Raw genomic sequence first — 20166 nt, forward strand, 5'->3', positions numbered from 1 at the left:
TTCGATAAGTAGTTATTCTACAATCAAATTTTTCAACGCAGTTATCGAGCATTTTAACAAGCTAGGATGAGCAGATATTTACTACGATTGGTATAAAGTGCCAGATAAAACAAACCCCGCAAGAAGCGGGGTTGTGCAGATTCGATAATATCGCGTCGATTAAAACGGGATGTCGTCGTCGAAATCTGGCAGTTCGTTGTACTGCTGAGGTGCCTGTTGTTGAGGCGGCTGCTGGTGTGCAGGCTGTTGTTGCTGCGGCTGGTAGTTAGACTGCTGAGGTTGCTGTGGCTGACCCCAACCGCCTTGCTGTGGTTGCTGCTGCATTGGTGCACCTTGACCCATGCCACCACCGGCACGGCTGTCCAGCATTTGCATTTCGTTAGCAACGATTTCAGTCGTGTAACGGTCCTGACCGTCCTGACCTTGCCACTTACGGGTTTGCAGGCGACCTTCCAGGTACACTTTTGAACCTTTCTTCAGGTATTCACCCGCGATTTCAGCCAGGCGACGGTACATTACCACACGGTGCCACTCGGTCATTTCCTTGTTTTCACCGGTGTTTTTGTCGCGCCACGTTTCTGAGGTTGCAACGGTCAAATTGGCAACCGCACCGCCATTCGGCAGATAGCGAACTTCAGGATCGTTACCCAAGTTGCCAATCAAGATAACTTTGTTTACTCCACGGCTGGCCATATTGTGCTCCCAAACCTTTATTTATTGATCACGTGGGTGACGGTAAACGGCGATGATAACAGAAGCAAAAAAAATCGTCACAATCTTTAATGCTGTTACTGTGACTGAATGCAACCTGATGAAATCTACTATGTAAGAATGAATTCTCTTACGCAGAAATCGGCGTTCGAAAACAAATTGTATTAGACTAACAATGAGTTTGGGCGCGTTTTACACACAAAGCTTCGGTTGCGAGTTCTAAAAATGATACGAATTGCTTTGTGATTGAGCTTTAGAATGCTGCGAATGCATTTTCATAAACTGGTGTACAGCCGGAAAGATGCAAATCGCACAGTTACAGGCATTTAGGGATACACATGCATAACATCGAGACCACCTCAGACAAATACACGATACTCCTCGTCTCAGAGCCGAGCATGACCATCACTGCGTTGATTTCATGCCTTGAGAAGGAAATTAAAAGCGCTGTGTCTTTGGTAGAGAAGCAAGAAATCAGTGAGAAACTCTCTACATCCTCCGGTCTGGTGTTGATTGACCTTAGCGCCTTCGAAGGTGACACCGTCAGTTTCGTCAAACAAAGCCTAGCTCCTTTTAGCGAGCAGCATGTTTTTGCTCTGTTTAACGCACACGATCTCTCCGCAAAAGAATTGGCTAGCTGGCCGTTCATTAAAGGCGTATTCAAAAAAGAGGATGATCTCGAACACCTGTGTCACGGCATTGAAAAGATGCTGTCTGGTGAATACTGGTTGCCACGTCAAAAACTGGCTGAACTCATTCACTACTATCAGCAGAATAACAACAGTGCGATTGATTACTCTGAAATTTGCCTGACTAACCGCGAGCAGCAAATCCTTCGCAAACTGGTCACTGGCGCCTCTAACAGTGAAATTGCTGACAGCCTGTTTGTGTCTGAACACACCGTCAAATCGCACCTTTACAACATCTTCAAAAAGATCAACGTGAAGAACCGCGTTCAAGCTGTATTCTGGGCCAAAAATAACCTGTCTGTCATTGGCTTGGATTACCAAGGCTAATCTCTTTACACCTTGTCTCACTCACTGCAGGTTTATCCCTCTTGTCGGGTATACCTTGCAGTGAACACTCTCCCCTCTAAGACTCGATGTTAACTGGGCTGACAGCTTAATTAGCGAGTTCTCATATTCTGTCACAACTGAGACATCTCAGTCTTCATTAGTCCTTCACAATAGAAGGTGCGATGTGAGAGTTGGCCATCTCAAAACATACCTATATTAAGCCCGCCCACTGCCGTTCGCACTGATGCGAGGACACATCTATTCACTCGTCGACGTACGCATCCCATCTGACAAAGGTAATCTCAAATACAGAGGGTTAGCACTATGAACATAATCTTAGGAACAGATCTGCCCGACGATTTTGTCGGTACGAATGATGATGATTTACTGATCGGCTTTTTCGAAGACGATGTCATCGTTGGTTTTGGTGGTGATGACGTGGTCTATGGCGGTAAAGGCGACGATTGGATAACCGGTGGTGCGGGCAATGACTTTGTCCGTGGCGGTGAAGGTAATGATTATGTCGCCGGCGGTAGCGGTGACGATATTCTCTTCGGCGGCAAAGGGGATGATGTCCTCAATGGGGGCATTGGAAACGATCTTCTTTACGCCCGTGAAGGAAACAATGTGTTGTTCGGTGGTGACGGTGACGATGCCCTGATCAGCGGCACAGGAGACGACTTCCTGTTTGGCGGTGCTGGTGCCGATGTCTTTATGTTCGACAACATCCTTGGCAACGGCACAGGTAATGATCGCATTACCGACTTTGAAATCGGGACTGACCTGATTTGGATACGGGCAACCGGTGATACCGACTTCGCCTCTCTGAACCTGACGCAGGTCGGCTTTAACACTCACCTCAGTTTGGCTGATGGTTCTACTGTGATTCTCAACAACATCGACGTTGATGACCTCTCAGCGAGCGACTTCCAAATCATCTAACACTCCTCTTGCCCATCATTTCTCCGGCAGCAACCTAGGTTGCTGCCGTTTTTACACCGGGTCTTTTTCATAAAACACCACGACACCTACCCCACATTCCAGACACAAATCTGTCGTAGAGATCAGACATTAATCTCGCTCATCAAATCACTAATGAGACATTTTTCTCTGTCAATTTCCTGCAAAGTGATAGCGCGGCTAGTCAGGCGAGGTCATACCTGTCTGCCAGTCGCAGATGTGGCGCTCTTTTTTAAGCTTCCACATCTCAGGACAAGGGTAGGTAGTATCAAAGGACGAATAAAAATGGCTGACATTTTAGGAACAGACAATCCAGACACACTGGAAGGAACTAATGACGCTGATGTGATCAATGGCCTTGATGGCGATGATCGCATTGTAGGCTTCAGCGGCGATGATCTCATCGTTGGTGGTGCCGGTAACGATCTCTTGATCGGTGGTAAAGGCGACGACCAGCTGAGAGGCGGTGAAGGGAATGATGTATTGCGTGGCGGCGTTGGTGAAGACAATCTTCAAGGCGGCGAAGGCGACGATACACTGCTAGGCGGTGAAGGTAACGACAAGCTGTATGCGAACAGCGGTAACGACTACCTTTACGGCGGTGACGGTGATGACTGGTTGTTCAGCGGCACCGGTAATGACTTCCTCTTCGGTGGTGAAGGTGCTGATACCTTCGTTTTCCATAACCTGCTAGGCCAAGGTACGGGCTCAGATCGTGTTGTTGATTTTGAAATCGGCATCGACACTTTGCTTATCCGCTCTACTGGCGATACCTCTTTTGACACGCTGGACATTACCCAAGTGGGTAATAACACAGTGGTCAATCTGGCCGACGGTTCAAGCTTTACGCTCAATAACATCACTGCGACAGACCTGTCTGCAGACGACTTTACTATCGTCTAATTTAGGCAAGCTATACTCAAAACAACCAGTATCTTTTTATGCTGGTTGTTTTTTTTGGGGTTCACAGGGTCTGTCGATCCATAGCCTTCGCTACGTGGCTGTATCCATACGTATAGCGATGCAACGTCATCGGATATAACATGTCTCTCACTACACAAAAGCAATTAGAAACCACTCTCGGGCAATGCAAAAAAGCATTGGTGTTCGTTGTCGCCTTCAGCTTCATCATCAACTTGCTGGTGCTGTGCGTGCCCATCTACATGCTCCAAATCTATGACCGGGTGATCAGTTCACGCTCCGTCGACACCTTGTTACTGCTCAGCAGCATCACCATCTTCGCCCTGTTAACCATGGCGGTATTGGAGAATGTGCGCAGCAGAATCATGGTGCGTATTGGCGCCTGGTTTGATGAAAGCCTGTCTCCCGATATTCTGAGCGGCAGCATTGCCCTGCAGTTACGCCAGGGGCTTTCGGCTTCTGTGCAAAGTCTTCGTGACGTTGCGGCAGTGCGAGCCTTCATTGGTGGCAATGCCATCATTCCCGCGCTGGATGCACCATGGACACCGGTATTCCTCGCGTTTGTTTTCCTGCTTCACCCCATATTGGGCATCATTGCCACCGCCGGGGCGCTGGTCTTGTTTGCGATTGCGATCATCAATGACTTAGCAACCCGCCAAGCGCACAAAAAAGCCAATGAAGCCTCAATTGTGGCGATGCAACAGGCTGAATCTGCTGCGCGTAACGCCGATGCGATTGAAGCCATGGGTATCATGCCTAACTTTATCCTCAGTTGGACGGCCCTCAACAGCGAAAGCATTCAGGGACAAGTGACGGCGAATTCAAAAGGGGCAATGCTCACCGCAGCTTCGAAATTCATCCGCATGCTGCTTCAGATTGCGATGCTGGGTGTGGGTGCGTATCTGGTGATTCAAAATGAACTCACCGCAGGTGCCATGATTGCAGGTTCTATTTTGATGGCACGTGCACTGGCACCAGTTGAACAATCTATCAGTGCCTGGGGCACGGCGATTTCGGCGCGCCAAAGCTATCAACGCCTGAAAGACCAGATTCCCGCTTTCCCAGAACGCGCGAAATCGATGCCACTACCGAAGCCGAAAGGCCAGATTTCCGTAGAGAAAGTCACTTATTTCCATCCGGGCGGCGCAGAGCCGGTGCTTCATGGCATCAACTTTAAACTTCAACCCGGTGAAGCACTTGGCATCATCGGTCCTTCGGGTACCGGCAAATCAACGCTGGCACGCCTGATGCTCGGCAACTTAACGCCAACCGCCGGGACTATCCGACTGGATAATATGGATGTCGCCAAGTGGGACCCGGACGATTTAGGCCCACACTGTGGTTATCTGCCGCAGGACGTTGAGCTCTTCCCCGGCACCATTCGCCAAAACATTGCGCGGATGTCAGACGGTGAGCCCGACATGGTGATCCATGCAGCTAAACTCGCCGGATGCCACGAACTTATCCTCCGTCAGTCAAAGGGTTATGACACGGTAGTCGGTGAACGTGGTCTCGGACTTTCCGGGGGAGAACGTCAACGTATCGCCCTTGCCCGCGCCCTTTATGGCGACCCAAGCCTTGTGGTGCTGGATGAAGCCAACGCCAACCTCGATGGCGTGGGTGAAGCTGCACTGCAACGTGCGATCGCGTACCTCAAATCACGTAAAGCCACCATTGTTTTGGTCGGTCACCGTCCCAGCATGATGCAGTCAATGGACAAACTGTTAGTGCTTCAGGATGCGCAAATCCGCGCCTTCGGTGAACGTGATGAAGTATTAAAACCGCTCCTTGAGCAAAGTGCCGCTATCGCTCAGAAAGGAGGCCAGCAATGAATGAGATCCCATCACTAAAACGCTTGATCATCTTGGGTTTCGGTTCTGTCGCCCTGTTTTTTGGCACCTTTGGTATTTGGTCTGTCTTCAGCCCACTCGAAGGCGCGTCGATTGCTCAAGGTGTGGTCACCGTCGACAGCCAGCGCAAAACGGTGCAGCACCTAGAAGGTGGCATCATCGAAAAATTGCTGGTAACTGAAGGGGCAACGGTCGAGAAAGGCCAACCGCTGATCTATCTCGACAAAACCCAGTCACACGCCCAGCTCGAACAGCTCACTTCTCGTCAGCGCAATGCCTCAGCGCGTGAAGCGCGACTTATTGCGGAACGGGACAATCTCGATGCCATTACCTTTCCGGAAGCGTTGGAGGCTGTTCGCGATAACCCTCGGGTGGAGGAACTGCTGACCAACCAGGTTCGCATTTTCGAGGCCCGCCGAGGTTTCTCTGAGTCGCAGAAAGAAATCATCACCAAGCAGCTGGCGCAGAACAAAGCAGAGCTGGAAGGCCAAAGAAAACGGCTGGAAATTGAAAAACGCCGACTTTCAATCATTGGTGAAGAAATTTCTGGCAACCGCCAACTGGCTGAAAAAGGCTTTGTCAGTAAGACCCAGGTGTTAAGGCTGGAACGTGAAGAAGCCCAGATCCTCAGCACCATCAGCCAGTTGCAGGCCAATGCGAGCCGATTGGCTCAAAACGTGGCGGAAAGCCAGGCCCAGCTTAAAGAGCAGGAGCTTGAGCGTATCAAAGAGATTGTTGAAGGGCTGCGTGAAAGCCGTCAGGAGAGTTACGAGCTTGACGAGCAGATCTCCGCAGCCAAAGACATCCTTAACCGCACCACAATTTCTGCGCCTTTGTCCGGCACCGTACTGAATCTTCAGGTCTTTTCGGAAGAAGGGGTTATCACTCCTGGACAGCCACTGCTTGACATCGTGCCCAGCAATGAAGGTCTGGTGATCGAAGCCAAGGTGGATCCTTCTGACATCGATCAGGTGCGATCCGGCATGAAAGCGCAGATCCGCTTGACAGCCCTGAGCATGCGAAGCGTGAAACCGCTGGATGGAGAACTGATTACCGTCTCGGCAGACCGGTTGGTGGATGAACAATCCGGGCTCGCTTACTACCTTGCCCGGGTCAAACTCATTGATAACGTGAGCGATATTCTGGAAGGCATTGAGCTGTATCCGGGAATGCAGGCAGAAGTGATGCTCCTGACTGAACCACGCACTCCAATCGAATATTTGCTCAAGCCACTGACAGAAAGCTTCAATCGCGCATTTCGAGAACAGTGATCACCGTCAATCACCACTCAGTCTTTTTTCATTCTTAAGGATGAGTGGTGATGATTGCTTTTTAAATTTCGCTGAAATGGGCCTATTACCTTTTCATCGCGAAGTCTAAATATCGATACAGGAAGCTGGCACTTTTGGAATGAAAGTCTCGTGCTGTCTGCATTTCTCAACAGCTATTGATAGCCCACTAAATAGCGTAATGACAGGGAAGTACAAATGTCACACAACAAAATCGGACAAACTTCATCTTCTCTGACTAATCGCATACTGGTTTACTTACACCACAGAAATGGCGAGATACGCAATTGGTTGAAAGTCAAACCTTGGCTAGCGAGCTTGGAATGCGTGGTTTACTTTTTAATAAGAAGCAATGAAATAGGCTCGCTTGCATTTAGCCCTGATCACTACAGAGAACCTCATCATGGATAGTAGAAAAATCCGCACACATGGAACTGAATTTGCCATCATTTACCGACTGTGCGATTTGGCCGTTATTAGCGGCACACTGGCGATTGTTAGCCAGCTCTATCTGGGGTCGGTCAGCGAGGCTTGGCTTCACCTTGCCACACTGACGTGCATCTTCTATTTGCTGTTTGCTGAAAGTTCACACCTTTACCGCTCTTGGCGTATCAGCAACTTCCAAGGACAAATGGTCGCCACCTTGCTGCCATGGTGCGGTGCCTGCTTGCTCCTCGTGGCTTACTTCTTCTTTTCGAAAAGCGGTATCGAGTTTTCCCGGGTTGTCATGACGCTGTGGTTTACTGGCACCGCAGTGGGTCTTGTGCTGTGGCGTTATATCGCACGGGCGGCTTTAAGCCGACTGCGCAACCACGGCTTTAACACCCGCAGTGCCGTGATCATAGGCACCACAGCAAATGGCATTGAACTAGCGCAAGAATTCCAGCGCAACCACACGCTCGGTATTACGTTGTTGGGTTTCTATGAAGACCGCAGCAGCGATCGGATTGAAGGCTCATTGCCTGCTCCTATGCTGGGTAAAGTTCATGAAGCACTGGAACTGGCCCGTAAAGGCGAATTGCAGCATGTATACATTGCGATGCCAATGCACGCCAAAGACCGCATTGCCCGTTACCTTAACCAATTTGCCGACACCACAGCGACCACCTATCTGGTGCCTGACTTCTTTACTTACAACTTGCTGCACAGCCGTTGGCAAACCATTGGCCATGTTCACACCCTGAGTGTGCATGACACACCATTTAGTGGGATTGCAGCATGGGCAAAGCGTCTGGAAGACATCGTACTGTCTCTGCTTATCATCATCCTGATTTCACCGGTGCTGTTGGCTGTGGCCATTGGCGTGAGGCTTTCTTCGCCGGGTCCCATCATTTTCAAACAACACCGCTACGGTCTGGACGGCAGCAAAATCAATGTCTGGAAGTTCCGCTCCATGTCAGTGATGGACAACGGTGACGATGTGAAACAGGCCACCAAGAATGACCCTCGCGTGACTCCTTTTGGCGCCTTCATCCGCCGAACATCACTCGATGAGCTGCCGCAGTTTTTCAATGTGCTGCAAGGCCGGATGTCAATCGTCGGCCCTCGCCCTCACGCAGTAGCACATAACGAGCAGTACCGCGCCATCGTCGACCGCTACATGCTTCGCCATAAAGTGAAGCCAGGGATCACTGGCTGGGCACAGATCAATGGTTACCGTGGCGAGACCGACACGCTGGACAAAATGGAAAAACGCATCCAGTTCGATTTGGAATATATCCAGAACTGGTCACTGTGGATGGACATCAAGATTGTGTTCGCCACCGTGTTCAAAGGCTTTGTCGGCAAAACGGCGTACTAGGGAGAGATAAGTGAAAAGCCGTAACTTATTGTTTTGTTTTGTAGGTGCTATTCCCGTTTCGGCGTTGGCCATCGAACCCTTTCCTTATCAGACGGAAGATGGCATCGACATCATTCCGACGCTGGAAATCAATGCGGGTCACGATGACAACGTTCGCCGGACGGAAACGAACCCTGTCGGCTCAGCAATGTACCGTATTTCTCCCAAAGTCATGGCGCAGTTTGAAACCCGTCGCTCTGCATACCAGTTGGATTACGCACTGGATGCAGTGAGTTTTACCGACAGCAGCGAAGACAACTACGTTAACCACAATCTGCACGGTTATGGATTCTGGCTGTTCGATATCCGCCACCGCCTGCATCTGGACTACAAATACAGCGTTACCAGTGAAGCACGAGGAACGGGGCTGACCGAAGGCTCCAGCCTCCGAGTGGACGAACCACTGCGTTTCCGCCGCCATGATGCTTATGCACGCTACGTCTATGGCGCGGCAGGTGCACCGGGTCGCTTGGTCGGCGTTATTGGCTTTGAGGCGAAAGACTACGACGAAGAAGTGTTTGTTCGCACTAACGGGGTTACCGTCGACACCAAGTTCTACAACTGGGATCAACCTTATATCGCCGGTGAGTTTTATTACGCCGTCTCCAGCTATTTCCATGCTGTCACAGTGTTCAACCACGAAATCCGTAGCTATGACCATGTATTTACAGGTCCAGGTGGCACGCGCGACAGCAACAATACTGCCCTATATGGTGGACTTGACTGGGACGTGACGGGTAAGACACAGGGCCGACTCCTGCTTGGCTTCCAGAATAAAGATTTCAAAAGTGGCCAACGGGAAAACTTCCAGGGGTTCAGCTGGAAATTAAATCTCAGTTGGAAGCCGACCGATTATAGCGAGTTTCGCCTTGAAGGGCTTGATTTTGCCCGAGACCCAAACCTCGAAGCCGATTACGTAAAAGATCGATCCATCAAGATCGACTGGGAACATAAATGGACCCCATTAGTGACAACGACAGCCTCCGCTAGGTATGGAACCAATGACTATCCGGGTATCCGCGAAGATGACGACAGCCAGTTCGATGTCAGTGCGACATACAGCATTGCCCGTTGGTGGGATGTATCCGCCGGCGTCGGTTGGTTTGAGCGCGATTCGACGCAGCCTGGTTACAGTTACGATCAAACACGATTCTTTATCGGCATGGAGGTAAGTCTGTGATCAGACGCTTTTTCTTTATTTGTTTAGCCCTGCTGACATTTTCAGTCACCGCATACGCTGACAACGAGCAATACGTGCTAGACGACGGTGACTGGATTTCTATCAAAGTGTATGGCGAGGAAGACCTCTCCATGGACATCCTTCTCAGCACCCGTGGGCGATTTGATTATCCCTATCTCGGCAGGTTGGAAGCAGCAGGAAAAACCGTAGGACAACTACAGGAAATCATTCAAAGAGGGCTGAAAGGCGACTACCTAATTGACCCTAAAGTAACGGTTAACGTGATGAAGTTCCGTAAGTTCTACGTGAACGGTGAGGTACATCATCCGGGCGGTTACGACTATCAGCCTGGGTTAACTATTGGCAAAGCCATTGCGATTGCAGGTGGTTTCACTGACCGCGCTTCAAGAAACAAAATTCAGCAGACAGAAGCCAAGAGCGGCAAAACAGAAAATAACGTTGGCCTGTCAAAAGCTGTTGGCCCCGGCGACATTATCGTTGTGGATCAGAGCTTCTTTTAAAGAAGCCAGCCAAACCATACAGCTCTTTTTTGCGCACGGAAGATTAAAAGGACTACTAACATCATGAAACTTATCGAGCCTAACCCGGCCAGTGAACCAGCGCGCCTCGATCTCAAGCGCTATGCCGGTGTGATTTTGCGTTATTGGCTTCCAATCGCTGTGTTTGTGGCATCGGTAACCCTTATCGCAACGATACTGATCCTTGCTATAACCCCGGTTTACCGTGCGACCGCAACACTGCTTATCGAATCAGAAGCCAACAAAGCGGTGTCCATCGAAGAGGTGTATACCCTCGATACCAGCCAGAAAGAGTATTACCAGACTCAGTTTGAAATCCTTCGCTCCAACCATATTGCGGAGAAAGTGATTGATGAGCTGGGTATTGCCAATATCCGCGAGTTTAATAATGAGGTTGGCGAGCTTTCAGGCCGCGAAAAACTGCTCGGCTTCCTTTATCAAATTGGGCCTTTGCAGCAATTCTTGCCTACGCCTCCTTCGCCATCAGAAATGGCGGATGACGCAGCGGCACGTGAAGCCGTACTGAACAAATTCAAATCACACCTGACCATTGAGCCTATCCGCAACACCCAGTTGGTGCATGTGCATTTTGGCTCGATCGACCCAGAACTGGCAGCGAAAGTCGCCAATGCTCTTGGTCAGGCTTACATTGAGTCCAATCTGGAAGCCCGTTTGGTAGCCACCCAAACCGCCTCATTCTGGATCACCGAGCGCCTCACCGAACTGAAAGACAATCTGGATGCCGCCGAGCTTGCCCTGACCAACTTCCTGAAAGAAGAAGGGCTGATTGAGCTTGATGACATCGACCAGTTGGCAGGCTCAGAACTCACTAACCTGTCTATCCGCGTCAACGAAGCCCGTGAGCGTCGTGTTGCAGCGCAAAGCCTGTTTGACCAACTGAAGAACAACGCCAGCGGCAGCCTGATGACAGTGCCGGAAATCTCCAACCATCCACAGGTTCGGGACGTGAAAAACGCCGAAACCGATGCTGAGCGCAGGGTGTCAGAGCTTGCCAAACGTTACGGCCCAAAACACGACAAAATGATTCAGGCACAGGCGCAGTTGGACTCGGTCCGAGAGCGTATGTACTCGGTAATCAATAACCTGGCGCAAGGCATTGAAAAAGAACTGAACAGTGCACGTCAGCAAGAACGCGCGCTGGCAGCAGAGCTTGAAAGCAAGAAGAGCGATTACCAGAACATCAGTGCAAAACGTGCACAGTACGAGTCACTCAAGCGCGACGTTGACTCTAACCGTCAACTTTACGATTTGTTCCTGAACCGCCAGAAAGAAACCACAGTTGCTGGTGACTTCGATGCTGTAAACGCGCGCTTCACAGATCGTGCGACTATCCCTCAACATCCATCCAGCCCTCAGACGGGCAAATTGATCGTGATCAGCGCCGCATTCGCCCTGCTGCTCGGTATCGTCGGTGCGTTTTTAGCGGATGCTTACCGCAACACCATTGAAAAACCTGACGATGTTGAGGAGAAACTGGGATTGCAGCACCTGGGATACCTACCACGCGTGAAGGCAAAGCGTTTCAAAAACGCGCCGCTTGATCACACCATCTATCTTGATCCGGATGAAGCCCTGTTCAGTGAATCTGTCCGCACCATCCGCACCTCTATTTTGCTCTCACTGACAAACAGCCAACGCAATGTGCTGGCCGTGACCTCTTCCCTACCTTCAGAAGGGAAAACTACGGTTGCCATGAGCCTTGCCCAGTCGCTGGCAAAAATGGAACGTACGCTTCTGATTGACTGTGATTTGAGGATGCCGGCGATTGGACAACGCTACGGAATGCCGCGTAATCAGGCGGGATTGAGCAATGTACTGGTCATGGGGATGCCGGTCACCGACTGTATCTATCACGACGAAGACACGCAGCTCGATATTCTTCCTGCGGGTCTGCTTCCATCCAATCCACAGGAACTTCTGGGCTCAACCAAGTTCACGACGCTCATCAATCAGCTGAAACAAAGCTATGACCGAATCATTCTCGATACCCCACCGGTTCAGATCGTGAGTGATGGTCTGATTCTGGGGCGTCTGGCTGGCGGCATGATCCTGGTAGTGAAAGCGGAAGCGACTACCGAGAAACAGGTCAACCGTTCAATCAGCCAACTTGTTCGACATGACATCGCCATCGATGGTGTGGTGCTTAACCAACTCTCTGCGCGCTATGCGGAGGAAAAATACAAGCTGCACTATGGTTATTACAATAATAACAAACAAGATGACGAAACATTGGAAGCGAGTTAATCGCTTCCAGAACAAGGATTAACAAGACAAATGAAAACCAGTTTTGATGTTTTTAACGGCGATGCCGATGGGATTTGCGCCCTGCTCCAGCTTCGCCTCGCGACCCCTAAAGACAGTGTGCTGATCACTGGGGTAAAACGCGATATCGCCCTGTTAAAACAAGTCGACCCTGCCGTCGCGCAAGATGTGACGGTACTGGATGTAGCGATGGAAAAAAACCGCGCAGCGCTGGATAACTTACTGACCCAGGGTGTGCGTGTGTTTTATGCCGATCACCACAACCCGGGTGAGGTGCCAGATCATCCGTCACTGACTACTCACATCAACACCGCGGCCAACACCTGTACCAGCCTGATTGTCGACAAGCTGCTGGATGGCCGTTACCGGGAGTGGGCGCTGGTCGGCGCTTACGGCGACAACATGATTGCCACCGCCGAAACCCTGGCGAAAAAGTCCGGTCTGTGCGATCAGGACCGCGTCAAATTGATGCAGTTCGGTACCTATCTCAACTACAACGGTTACGGCTCATCACTCAGTGATTTGCTGTTCCCGCCAGCGGAAATTTACCGCTTGATGGCGGCTTATCCTTCGCCTTTCAACTTTATTGCCGAGCGTCCGGATGTGTATGCCACGCTGGAAGATGGCTTTACTGGCGACAGCGAGAAAGCAGCAGCCATTACCCCTTATTCAGAACGTACTGGCTCACGGGTATTTATGTTGCCGGACGAAGCCTGGGCACGACGGATAAGTGGGGTTTATTCCAACGACTTAACCAACCGTGACCCGGAGGTCGCCAATGCAGTGATCACGGCAAAGGCTGACGGAAATTATCTGGTCAGCATCCGCGCGCCGCTGAAAAACCGCGTCGGTGCCGATGAACTGGCAGCCGCTTTCCCAACGGGTGGCGGACGAAAAGCGGCAGCGGGGATCAACGCCCTGCCCGCTGAATTGCTTAACGATTTTATTGATGCGTTCCACCAGCGTTACCCGCTGGATACGTAAAAAAAGGACTGACCATGGTGGACAAGATTTCGCTAAACCAAACCCATCTCAAACAGCTTGAGAATGAGTCTATACACATCATCAGGGAAGTGGCGGCTGAGTTCGACAATCCCGTGATGCTTTACTCCATCGGTAAAGATTCGGCAGTCATGCTCCACCTTGCGATGAAAGCCTTTCACCCGGGTAAACCGCCATTTCCGCTCCTTCACGTCGATACGACATGGAAGTTCAAGGAAATGATTACCTTCCGTGACGAGTTCACCAAGCGTCATGGCCTCGATCTTCTGGTTCACATCAATCAGGAAGGCGTGGACATGGGCATGGGCCCTTTCACACATGGTAGTGCCAAGCATACAGATGTGATGAAAACCCAGGCGCTGAAACAGGCGTTGGATAAATACGGCTTTGATGCCGCTTTCGGCGGTGCGCGCCGTGATGAAGAAAAAAGCCGCGCCAAAGAACGCGTTTACTCCTTCCGCGACAAACACCACCGCTGGGATCCAAAAAACCAGCGTCCGGAGCTTTGGGACGTTTACAACGGCCGCGTGAACAAAGGTGAGAGCATCCGCGTGTTCCCACTTTCCAACTGGACCGAGCTCGATATCTGGCAATACATCTATCTGGAAAACATCGACATCGTGCCGCTGTACTTTGCGGAGAAACGTCCAGTGGTAGAGCGCGATGGCACGCTGATCATGGTGGATGACGACCGTATGCCACTGGAAAAAGGCGAGAAGCCGGAAATGAAATCTGTCCGCTTCCGCACTCTGGGTTGTTATCCGCTGACTGGCGCTGTCGAATCGACTGCCGCCACCTTGCCGGAAATCATTCAGGAAATGCTGCTGACCAAAACATCAGAGCGACAAGGCCGTGTGATTGATCACGATCAGGCTGGCTCCATGGAGCAGAAAAAACGCGAAGGCTACTTCTAAAAAACATAAGCCTCGAAAACCATTTAAACATTTGCTTGCCTGCTAAAGGAGTGACTCATGAGTCATAGCTCATCGCTGATCGCATCGGACATCGAAGCCTATCTTCATCAGCATGAAAACAAGGATTTACTGCGCCTGCTCACCTGCGGCAGCGTGGATGACGGTAAGTCGACCCTGATTGGCCGACTGCTGTTTGATACCAAACTGATTTTTGAGGATCACCTCACCAGCCTGCACAAAGACAATGCCCGTGTGGGCAATGCCGGTGAGGCTCTCGATTTGGCCCTGCTGGTTGATGGCCTGCAGTCGGAGCGGGAACAAGGCATCACCATCGATGTGGCCTACCGTTATTTCTCGACCGAGAAACGCAAGTTCATCATCGCAGACTGTCCGGGACACGAGCAGTACACCCGTAACATGGCGACAGGTGCATCCAACTGTGAACTGGCGATCGTGATGGTCGACGCACGTAAAGGGCTGCTGACCCAGACCCGACGCCACAGCTATATCGTGAGCCTGCTGGGTATTCGTCATGTGGTCGTTGCCATTAACAAGATGGATTTGGTCGACTTTGATCAAACCGTGTTCGAGTCCATTCAAGCCGATTATCAGGCGATGGCTTCCCAGCTCGGTATCAAGGATGTCCGCTTTGTGCCTATTTCTGCGCTGTCGGGCGACAACGTGGTCAGCGCCAGCGAAAACATGCCGTGGTACCAGGGACCTTCTTTGATGGAGATGCTGGAAGGCGTTGAAATCAGTCGTGACCAAAACCTCGATTTAATGCGCTTCCCGGTGCAGTACGTGAACCGCCCTAACCTCGATTTCCGCGGTTACTGCGGCACCTTGGCTTCCGGCATTCTGCGCAAAGGCGATACCGTCATGGCACTGCCGTCTGGTCAGAAAAGCACAGTCACATCGATTGTGACTTATGACGGTGAACTTGATGCCGTTGCACCGAAAAATGCCGTAACCGTGACTTTGGCAGACGAAATCGATATTTCCCGCGGCGACATGCTGGTTCATGAGGACACAGCACCGACCGTGACCGACAGCCTGAGTGCCAACATTGTCTGGATGTCGCAGGACACAATGAAGACCAAACGTGACTATGACTTCAAGTTCGCCAGTCATAACGTGACAGGTCGCATTACCAGCATTGAACACAAAGTCGATATCAACAGCTTCGAAACGCTGTCTGCCAGTGAACTGGCACTGAATGAAATCGGCAAAGTGGAATTACGCCTGAATGCACCAGTCGCGGCAGATAACTACAGCCTGAACCAAAAAACAGGTGCGTTCATTGTGATTGACCGTCTCACCAATATCACGGTGGGAGCAGGCATGGTGGAAACACTCCACGCACCACATGAACAAAAAGCCAAACGTACCTATACCGCGGCAGAAATCGCGTTAAACCGCTACATCCGTGAACACTACCCTGAATGGGAAACCAAATCGGTCGAATGATCGGGGTCATGACATGGATACGTTGACGCTAAAGGCTAGGGAAGAGAGAAGCACCACCATGGCGGTAAAAGTACTGCATATCATTAACGATCTGTCACGAAACGGCGGCGCACAGCGTTTTGTCGTTGATTTAGTCTGTCCCACTCCGTCAGGCTACGAAAGCAAGGTCGTGATACTGGACGATATCAACGATTTATCCGGCGAGCTGGAAGCCGCTGGTGTGGAATGTCTGGTCTGGAAAAAGCTTTCCCTCAAGGAGAAATGGCAAATCCTGCGTTGGCCAGACGTGGTGCATGGCCACCTCTTTCCCTCGATCTATGTGGCGTTGGCCGCGTTTGGCAAGAAGCGTATTCAGACCGAACACAACTCGCATAACCGACGCCGCGACCACATCTGGATGAAGCCTTTTGAGTGGCTCCTTTACTGGCGCTACCAGAAAACCGTGTGCATCACAGGGCAGGTACAAAATGCGCTGGAAGACTTCCTCCCGCATTGGAAGAAGCACTATTCGGTGATCTTAAATGGCATCAACCTCAGCAAATTTTCCATGCAAGAGAAGCAGCCCCCCACCGAAGACGCACCCATCCATATCGGCATGGCGGGTCGACTGCATCCTTATAAAGATCACCCCACACTGATACGTGCACTGGCCAAGTTACCAGCCCGTTATGAGCTTCACCTTGCAGGCGATGGCGATCGCCGCGGGGAATACGAAGCCTTGGTCAAAGAGCTTGGTCTTGAAAACAGAGTGGTCTTCCACGGTGTGCGTTCAGACATTCCGGTGTTTTTGGACAGTCTGAACATCTATGTGCAGAGCACGATTATTGAAGGGTTTGGTCTGGCTGCAGTAGAAGGGATGGCAGCAGGATTGCCAGTGCTCGCGTCAAACGTTCAAGGCATTGATGAAGTCATAGGGACTGAAGAATATCTGTTTCCTTTAGGTGACGACGACGCGCTCGCCCAAAGGATTGCTTCCATCTGTGAAGACCCACAGGAGTATGCCAAAGCCTCACAACGTTCTTTGTCACGCTGTCAGCTGTACAAGCTGGAGACATTCCGCGAGCAATATTATCAGGCTTATCAGGAGCTGGCGGATGACAAGATCGCTTGAGCATGCGGCAGCCCTTGCCGTTGTCCTGTTTTTTGTCCCGACGAAAATCGCTGTCGCCGGCATCAGCCTGTATCTGGCCGATTTTCTTGGTATCGCTTCGCTTGGCTTTCTTATGCTTATTGCATTGCGCGGGCAATTGCTGCAGTCGACACTTAAAGCAGGCGGCTTCATCTTTGTGTTTGTCATCTACATTGCGCTTTCAGGCATTATCAATGATGTCCCGCTGAAACTGGTGATCATTGAAATGATCCAGTGGCTTTCCGTTGCCGCCTTTCTAGGAGTTTTACATCAGGCTGGCTTACTGGCTTCACCACGTTTTCTATCGCTGCTGGCGCTTTATACTTTTGCCGGCGCCCTTTACACCGCGGGCTGGCACTTGATGCATCCCGCGTTCAACGACTTCAAACAGCTTGGAAATACCAAGTATTTCTTTGGTTTTACCTGCGCCTTGCTATACATCCTCCGTAACCAAATCCGATTCGGTCATGTGTTATTGGCTGCGGCAGTCGTGATGCTCTTGATGTCCGGTGAACGTAAAGCCTTATTAGGTATGGCGATGCTTGTCGCCTGCGATCTGGTGTTCTGCCGGGAAGTGCATCATCCGCGTTCACGACAAACCGCTTTTGCACTGGGAACCCTCGGCTTTTTAGGCGGCATTCTGACCCTGCTTTCCATCTGGTACATGGTTGGCACTCACGCCATCCTCGATAAGTTTGAGTTTACCCAGTTCGACATCCTTTTTGCCGACCAACACGAAGCGCGCTGGGATTCTGAGCTTTGGCGAAAACTCTTACTCGCTAATGGTTTTGCCCTGTTTCTGGAATACCCCATTTTCGGCGTCGGCCCCAAGATGCTCCCTGTCTATATCGCCAACTATTTCCAAAATCAGGAGCTCGCGATTTATACCCACAACTTCGCCCTCGATGTAGCGGTTGAGTACGGGCTGGTAGGTCTGACGATATTGATTGGCGGATTCCTGTTAGGGCTTCGTCACCTTTTCGGGCAACGGTTTATCAATCCAGTGGCCTTTCTTCTTGCGGTGTACATTCTGGCCATGGTGCTGTTTGTGGCCGTTAACAGCACCATCATGCTGATGTTCCTGTTTCCATTTTTCATCAATACGCGCACGGCACCTGAGCCTGTTTCCGAGGCGTCCATGTCTTCGATTGACGCTTCCTCAAACGCCGTGACGCCGCTTTCTACTATTGAGTTTCAAGAGGATAAGAAATGAAGTTCAGCCTAGCCCGACAACGCGCTTTTGACCAAACTCTGAATGCGCCGGATTTTGTCCTGGTTTACCAAATGGGTAAGGTTGGCTCATCATCCATTGAAGCATCCCTTGAACATGCCGATATCCCGAGTTGGCACATCCACACCTTCGACGACAACGAAGAGTTTCAGATGTACCACAATACCGATGACGTGGCCTGTTTCTTCGACTGGCACATCCGTGCGGCATACAAGCTGACCCTGTCTCACCGGAAACGTATTCTGCAAAAACGAGATCACCTGAAGATCATCACGCTAGTGCGCGATCCTATCGCGACCGTCGTGTCGCGCTTTTTCCAGGACCTCCACATTCAGTTCATCGCGGGTAAAAAGAACGAAGCCATTCACGGAGATATGGATTCCACACTCCGCCATCTGACTGACGCCTTTGAAACCCAGATGCGTCTTGATTACTTCACCGGCTGGTTCGACAGAGAACTCAAACGCCACTTCGGCATTGATGTGCTTAAACACGTTCAGGATCCCTCTCAAACCCATTGGCGCATCGAGCAAGGGGGCTGTGATGTGCTGTTGATGAAATGCGAAGCGATTAACCAGTCAACAGATGTGCTGGGGGAGTTTCTTGAACTACCGGACTTCAAGCTGCAATCCAGCAACGAGGCTTCGAACAAGTGGTATTCAGCGCTTTATCAACGCTTTAAAGAAACGTACCCGTTTGAGCGTTTATTCCATCTGTATGATGCACCACTGTATCGCGCCGTCTACAGTGAAGAGGAAATCACTCAATTTAAACAGAAATGGGGCCAGTGATGAAAACCGTTCTCCATATTACGGAAGCGTTTGGTGGCGGCATCCAAACCGCGCTGTGCAGCTATGCGAAATCGACCCAAGGGGATCCGATTCGTCATCACCTGTTTGCCAGATTACGCCCCAATGACGATACCGGTATGGCGGTCACTACCCTGTTCGACGATGTCCAGACCATGGAGGGGGGCTTACTGTCTTTCTTCCGTGAAGCGAGAAAAGCGGTGCTTCAACTGCAGCCGGACGTGATTCATCTTCACTCCAGCTTCGCAGGTTTTTTGGGCCGCTTCCTTCCCAAAAAGGGCAACACAAAAATTGTTTACACACCACATTGCTATGCGTTCGAACGCCGCGATATTTCTGATTTGATGCAGAAAGTCTACATGCAGCTTGAAACATTCGGTCTTTCACGCATTGATATGATCGCAGGGTGCAGCGAAAGGGAATGTGAGCTTGGGTTTGCGCTGGGCGCCCAAAAGGCCGTTCACCTCAACAATTATGCAGACTTGGACAAAGCACTCTCTTTTTCAGAGACCCAGACTGAGCGCCCTCCATTTAACGTCATGGTGGTTGGCCGGGTTTCTCCTCAAAAGGACCCTCAGTTTTTGCTGGATACCATCACCAGCCTGAAGACTTACCCAGAGTTCAGTCAAATTAAGCTGCACTGGCTGGGTGGCGGTGAACCTGAAATGGAGCAAGCGTTGAGAGAGGCGGGCGTTGAGGTGACAGGAATGATCCCCCATCAGCAACTGATGGAAACGCTGAACAGTGCCGATTTGTATCTCCACACCGCAGCGTGGGAAGGCATGCCGCTGACCATTCTGGAAGCCGCAAAACTGCGCATTCCTATGGTATTGCGCATCATCGGTGCGACCCAGAACCTGCACTATCCGTTTATGGTGAGCTCGCCAGACACCATGGCAAAGCAAATCATCAATTACTGCAAACGCCCCGATCACCCGGATTACCAACAAGCCATTGATGCCTTCAACAGCGACTTCAGTGCGGAAAAACAACGCGAAGCTTTGCACCTGATTTATGAGGCCTAA

Annotated in this window: 17 protein-coding genes; 16 read left to right on the top strand and 1 reads right to left on the bottom strand. The window is 50.9% G+C overall.

The window, feature by feature from the left end; all coding sequences use genetic code 11:
• Nucleotides 1–159: 159 nt before the first annotated feature.
• Nucleotides 160–693: a single-stranded DNA-binding protein gene (locus tag D515_RS20520; protein ID WP_002541246.1), complete on the bottom strand. Its 534-nt coding sequence runs from the start codon at nt 691–693 to the stop codon at nt 160–162.
• A 356-nt stretch (nt 694–1049) separates the two neighbouring features.
• Between D515_RS20520 and D515_RS20525 the strand changes: the two genes are divergently transcribed.
• From D515_RS20525 to D515_RS20600, 16 genes are all read left to right on the top strand, one after another.
• Entirely contained in the window at nt 1050–1727 is a 678-nt protein-coding gene (locus D515_RS20525; protein WP_002541248.1) for a LuxR C-terminal-related transcriptional regulator, read from the top strand.
• A gap of 324 nt (nt 1728–2051) precedes the next feature.
• A complete protein-coding gene (locus tag D515_RS20530; RefSeq protein ID WP_002541249.1) occupies nt 2052–2669 on the top strand; it encodes a calcium-binding protein in 618 nt (205 codons plus the stop codon).
• Between the two features lie 303 nt (nt 2670–2972).
• Nucleotides 2973–3590: a calcium-binding protein gene (locus tag D515_RS20535; protein WP_002541250.1), complete on the top strand. Its 618-nt coding sequence runs from the start codon at nt 2973–2975 to the stop codon at nt 3588–3590.
• Between the two features lie 140 nt (nt 3591–3730).
• Entirely contained in the window at nt 3731–5440 is a 1710-nt protein-coding gene (locus tag D515_RS20540; RefSeq protein WP_002541251.1) for a type I secretion system permease/ATPase, read from the top strand.
• Nucleotides 5437–6729: an HlyD family type I secretion periplasmic adaptor subunit gene (locus tag D515_RS20545; RefSeq protein WP_002541252.1), complete on the top strand. Its 1293-nt coding sequence runs from the start codon at nt 5437–5439 to the stop codon at nt 6727–6729. The genes D515_RS20540 and D515_RS20545 overlap by 4 nt, the downstream gene beginning before the upstream one ends.
• Nucleotides 6730–7150: 421 nt before the next feature.
• On the top strand, nt 7151–8548 hold the full coding sequence (locus tag D515_RS20550; protein ID WP_039850407.1) for an undecaprenyl-phosphate glucose phosphotransferase: 1398 nt from the start codon (nt 7151–7153) through the stop codon (nt 8546–8548).
• A 10-nt stretch (nt 8549–8558) separates the two neighbouring features.
• Entirely contained in the window at nt 8559–9767 is a 1209-nt protein-coding gene (locus D515_RS20555) for an outer membrane beta-barrel protein (protein ID WP_002541254.1), read from the top strand.
• Nucleotides 9764–10288 carry a polysaccharide biosynthesis/export family protein gene (locus D515_RS20560; protein ID WP_002541255.1) on the top strand — a complete coding sequence of 175 codons (525 nt, stop codon included), beginning with the start codon at nt 9764–9766 and terminating at the stop codon, nt 10286–10288. The genes D515_RS20555 and D515_RS20560 overlap by 4 nt, the downstream gene beginning before the upstream one ends.
• A gap of 63 nt (nt 10289–10351) precedes the next feature.
• Nucleotides 10352–12571: a GumC family protein gene (locus tag D515_RS20565; RefSeq protein ID WP_002541256.1), complete on the top strand. Its 2220-nt coding sequence runs from the start codon at nt 10352–10354 to the stop codon at nt 12569–12571.
• Between the two features lie 30 nt (nt 12572–12601).
• Nucleotides 12602–13573 (top strand): DHH family phosphoesterase, encoded by a 972-nt coding sequence (locus D515_RS20570; protein WP_002541257.1) that lies wholly within the window; start codon nt 12602–12604, stop codon nt 13571–13573.
• A gap of 14 nt (nt 13574–13587) precedes the next feature.
• Nucleotides 13588–14505: a sulfate adenylyltransferase subunit CysD gene (cysD, locus tag D515_RS20575; protein WP_002541258.1), complete on the top strand. Its 918-nt coding sequence runs from the start codon at nt 13588–13590 to the stop codon at nt 14503–14505.
• 57 nt (nt 14506–14562) lie between these two features.
• Nucleotides 14563–15972, top strand: coding sequence for a sulfate adenylyltransferase subunit CysN (gene cysN / locus D515_RS20580; RefSeq protein WP_002541260.1), 1410 nt, complete (start codon nt 14563–14565; stop codon nt 15970–15972).
• Between the two features lie 58 nt (nt 15973–16030).
• A complete protein-coding gene (locus tag D515_RS20585; protein WP_002541262.1) occupies nt 16031–17083 on the top strand; it encodes a glycosyltransferase in 1053 nt (350 codons plus the stop codon).
• Nucleotides 17067–18314, top strand: coding sequence for an O-antigen ligase family protein (locus D515_RS20590; protein ID WP_002541263.1), 1248 nt, complete (start codon nt 17067–17069; stop codon nt 18312–18314). The genes D515_RS20585 and D515_RS20590 overlap by 17 nt, the downstream gene beginning before the upstream one ends.
• Nucleotides 18311–19123: a putative capsular polysaccharide synthesis family protein gene (locus D515_RS20595; RefSeq protein ID WP_002541264.1), complete on the top strand. Its 813-nt coding sequence runs from the start codon at nt 18311–18313 to the stop codon at nt 19121–19123. Before D515_RS20590 ends, D515_RS20595 begins: the two co-directional genes overlap by 4 nt.
• Nucleotides 19123–20166: a glycosyltransferase family 4 protein gene (locus tag D515_RS20600; RefSeq protein WP_002541265.1), complete on the top strand. Its 1044-nt coding sequence runs from the start codon at nt 19123–19125 to the stop codon at nt 20164–20166. The genes D515_RS20595 and D515_RS20600 overlap by 1 nt, the downstream gene beginning before the upstream one ends.

This window comes from Grimontia indica, assembly GCF_000333895.2.
Classification (GTDB): domain Bacteria; phylum Pseudomonadota; class Gammaproteobacteria; order Enterobacterales; family Vibrionaceae; genus Enterovibrio; species Enterovibrio indicus.

Coding starts and splice junctions, on each gene's coding strand:
- D515_RS20520 (WP_002541246.1), bottom strand. CDS start 693: ATGGCCAGCCGTGGAGTAAACAAAGTTATCTTGATTGGCAACTTGGGT.
- D515_RS20525 (WP_002541248.1), top strand. CDS start 1,050: ATGCATAACATCGAGACCACCTCAGACAAATACACGATACTCCTCGTC.
- D515_RS20530 (WP_002541249.1), top strand. CDS start 2,052: ATGAACATAATCTTAGGAACAGATCTGCCCGACGATTTTGTCGGTACG.
- D515_RS20535 (WP_002541250.1), top strand. CDS start 2,973: ATGGCTGACATTTTAGGAACAGACAATCCAGACACACTGGAAGGAACT.
- D515_RS20540 (WP_002541251.1), top strand. CDS start 3,731: ATGTCTCTCACTACACAAAAGCAATTAGAAACCACTCTCGGGCAATGC.
- D515_RS20545 (WP_002541252.1), top strand. CDS start 5,437: ATGAATGAGATCCCATCACTAAAACGCTTGATCATCTTGGGTTTCGGT.
- D515_RS20550 (WP_039850407.1), top strand. CDS start 7,151: ATGGATAGTAGAAAAATCCGCACACATGGAACTGAATTTGCCATCATT.
- D515_RS20565 (WP_002541256.1), top strand. CDS start 10,352: ATGAAACTTATCGAGCCTAACCCGGCCAGTGAACCAGCGCGCCTCGAT.
- D515_RS20570 (WP_002541257.1), top strand. CDS start 12,602: ATGAAAACCAGTTTTGATGTTTTTAACGGCGATGCCGATGGGATTTGC.
- cysD (WP_002541258.1), top strand. CDS start 13,588: ATGGTGGACAAGATTTCGCTAAACCAAACCCATCTCAAACAGCTTGAG.
- cysN (WP_002541260.1), top strand. CDS start 14,563: ATGAGTCATAGCTCATCGCTGATCGCATCGGACATCGAAGCCTATCTT.
- D515_RS20585 (WP_002541262.1), top strand. CDS start 16,031: ATGGCGGTAAAAGTACTGCATATCATTAACGATCTGTCACGAAACGGC.
- D515_RS20590 (WP_002541263.1), top strand. CDS start 17,067: ATGACAAGATCGCTTGAGCATGCGGCAGCCCTTGCCGTTGTCCTGTTT.
- D515_RS20595 (WP_002541264.1), top strand. CDS start 18,311: ATGAAGTTCAGCCTAGCCCGACAACGCGCTTTTGACCAAACTCTGAAT.
- D515_RS20600 (WP_002541265.1), top strand. CDS start 19,123: ATGAAAACCGTTCTCCATATTACGGAAGCGTTTGGTGGCGGCATCCAA.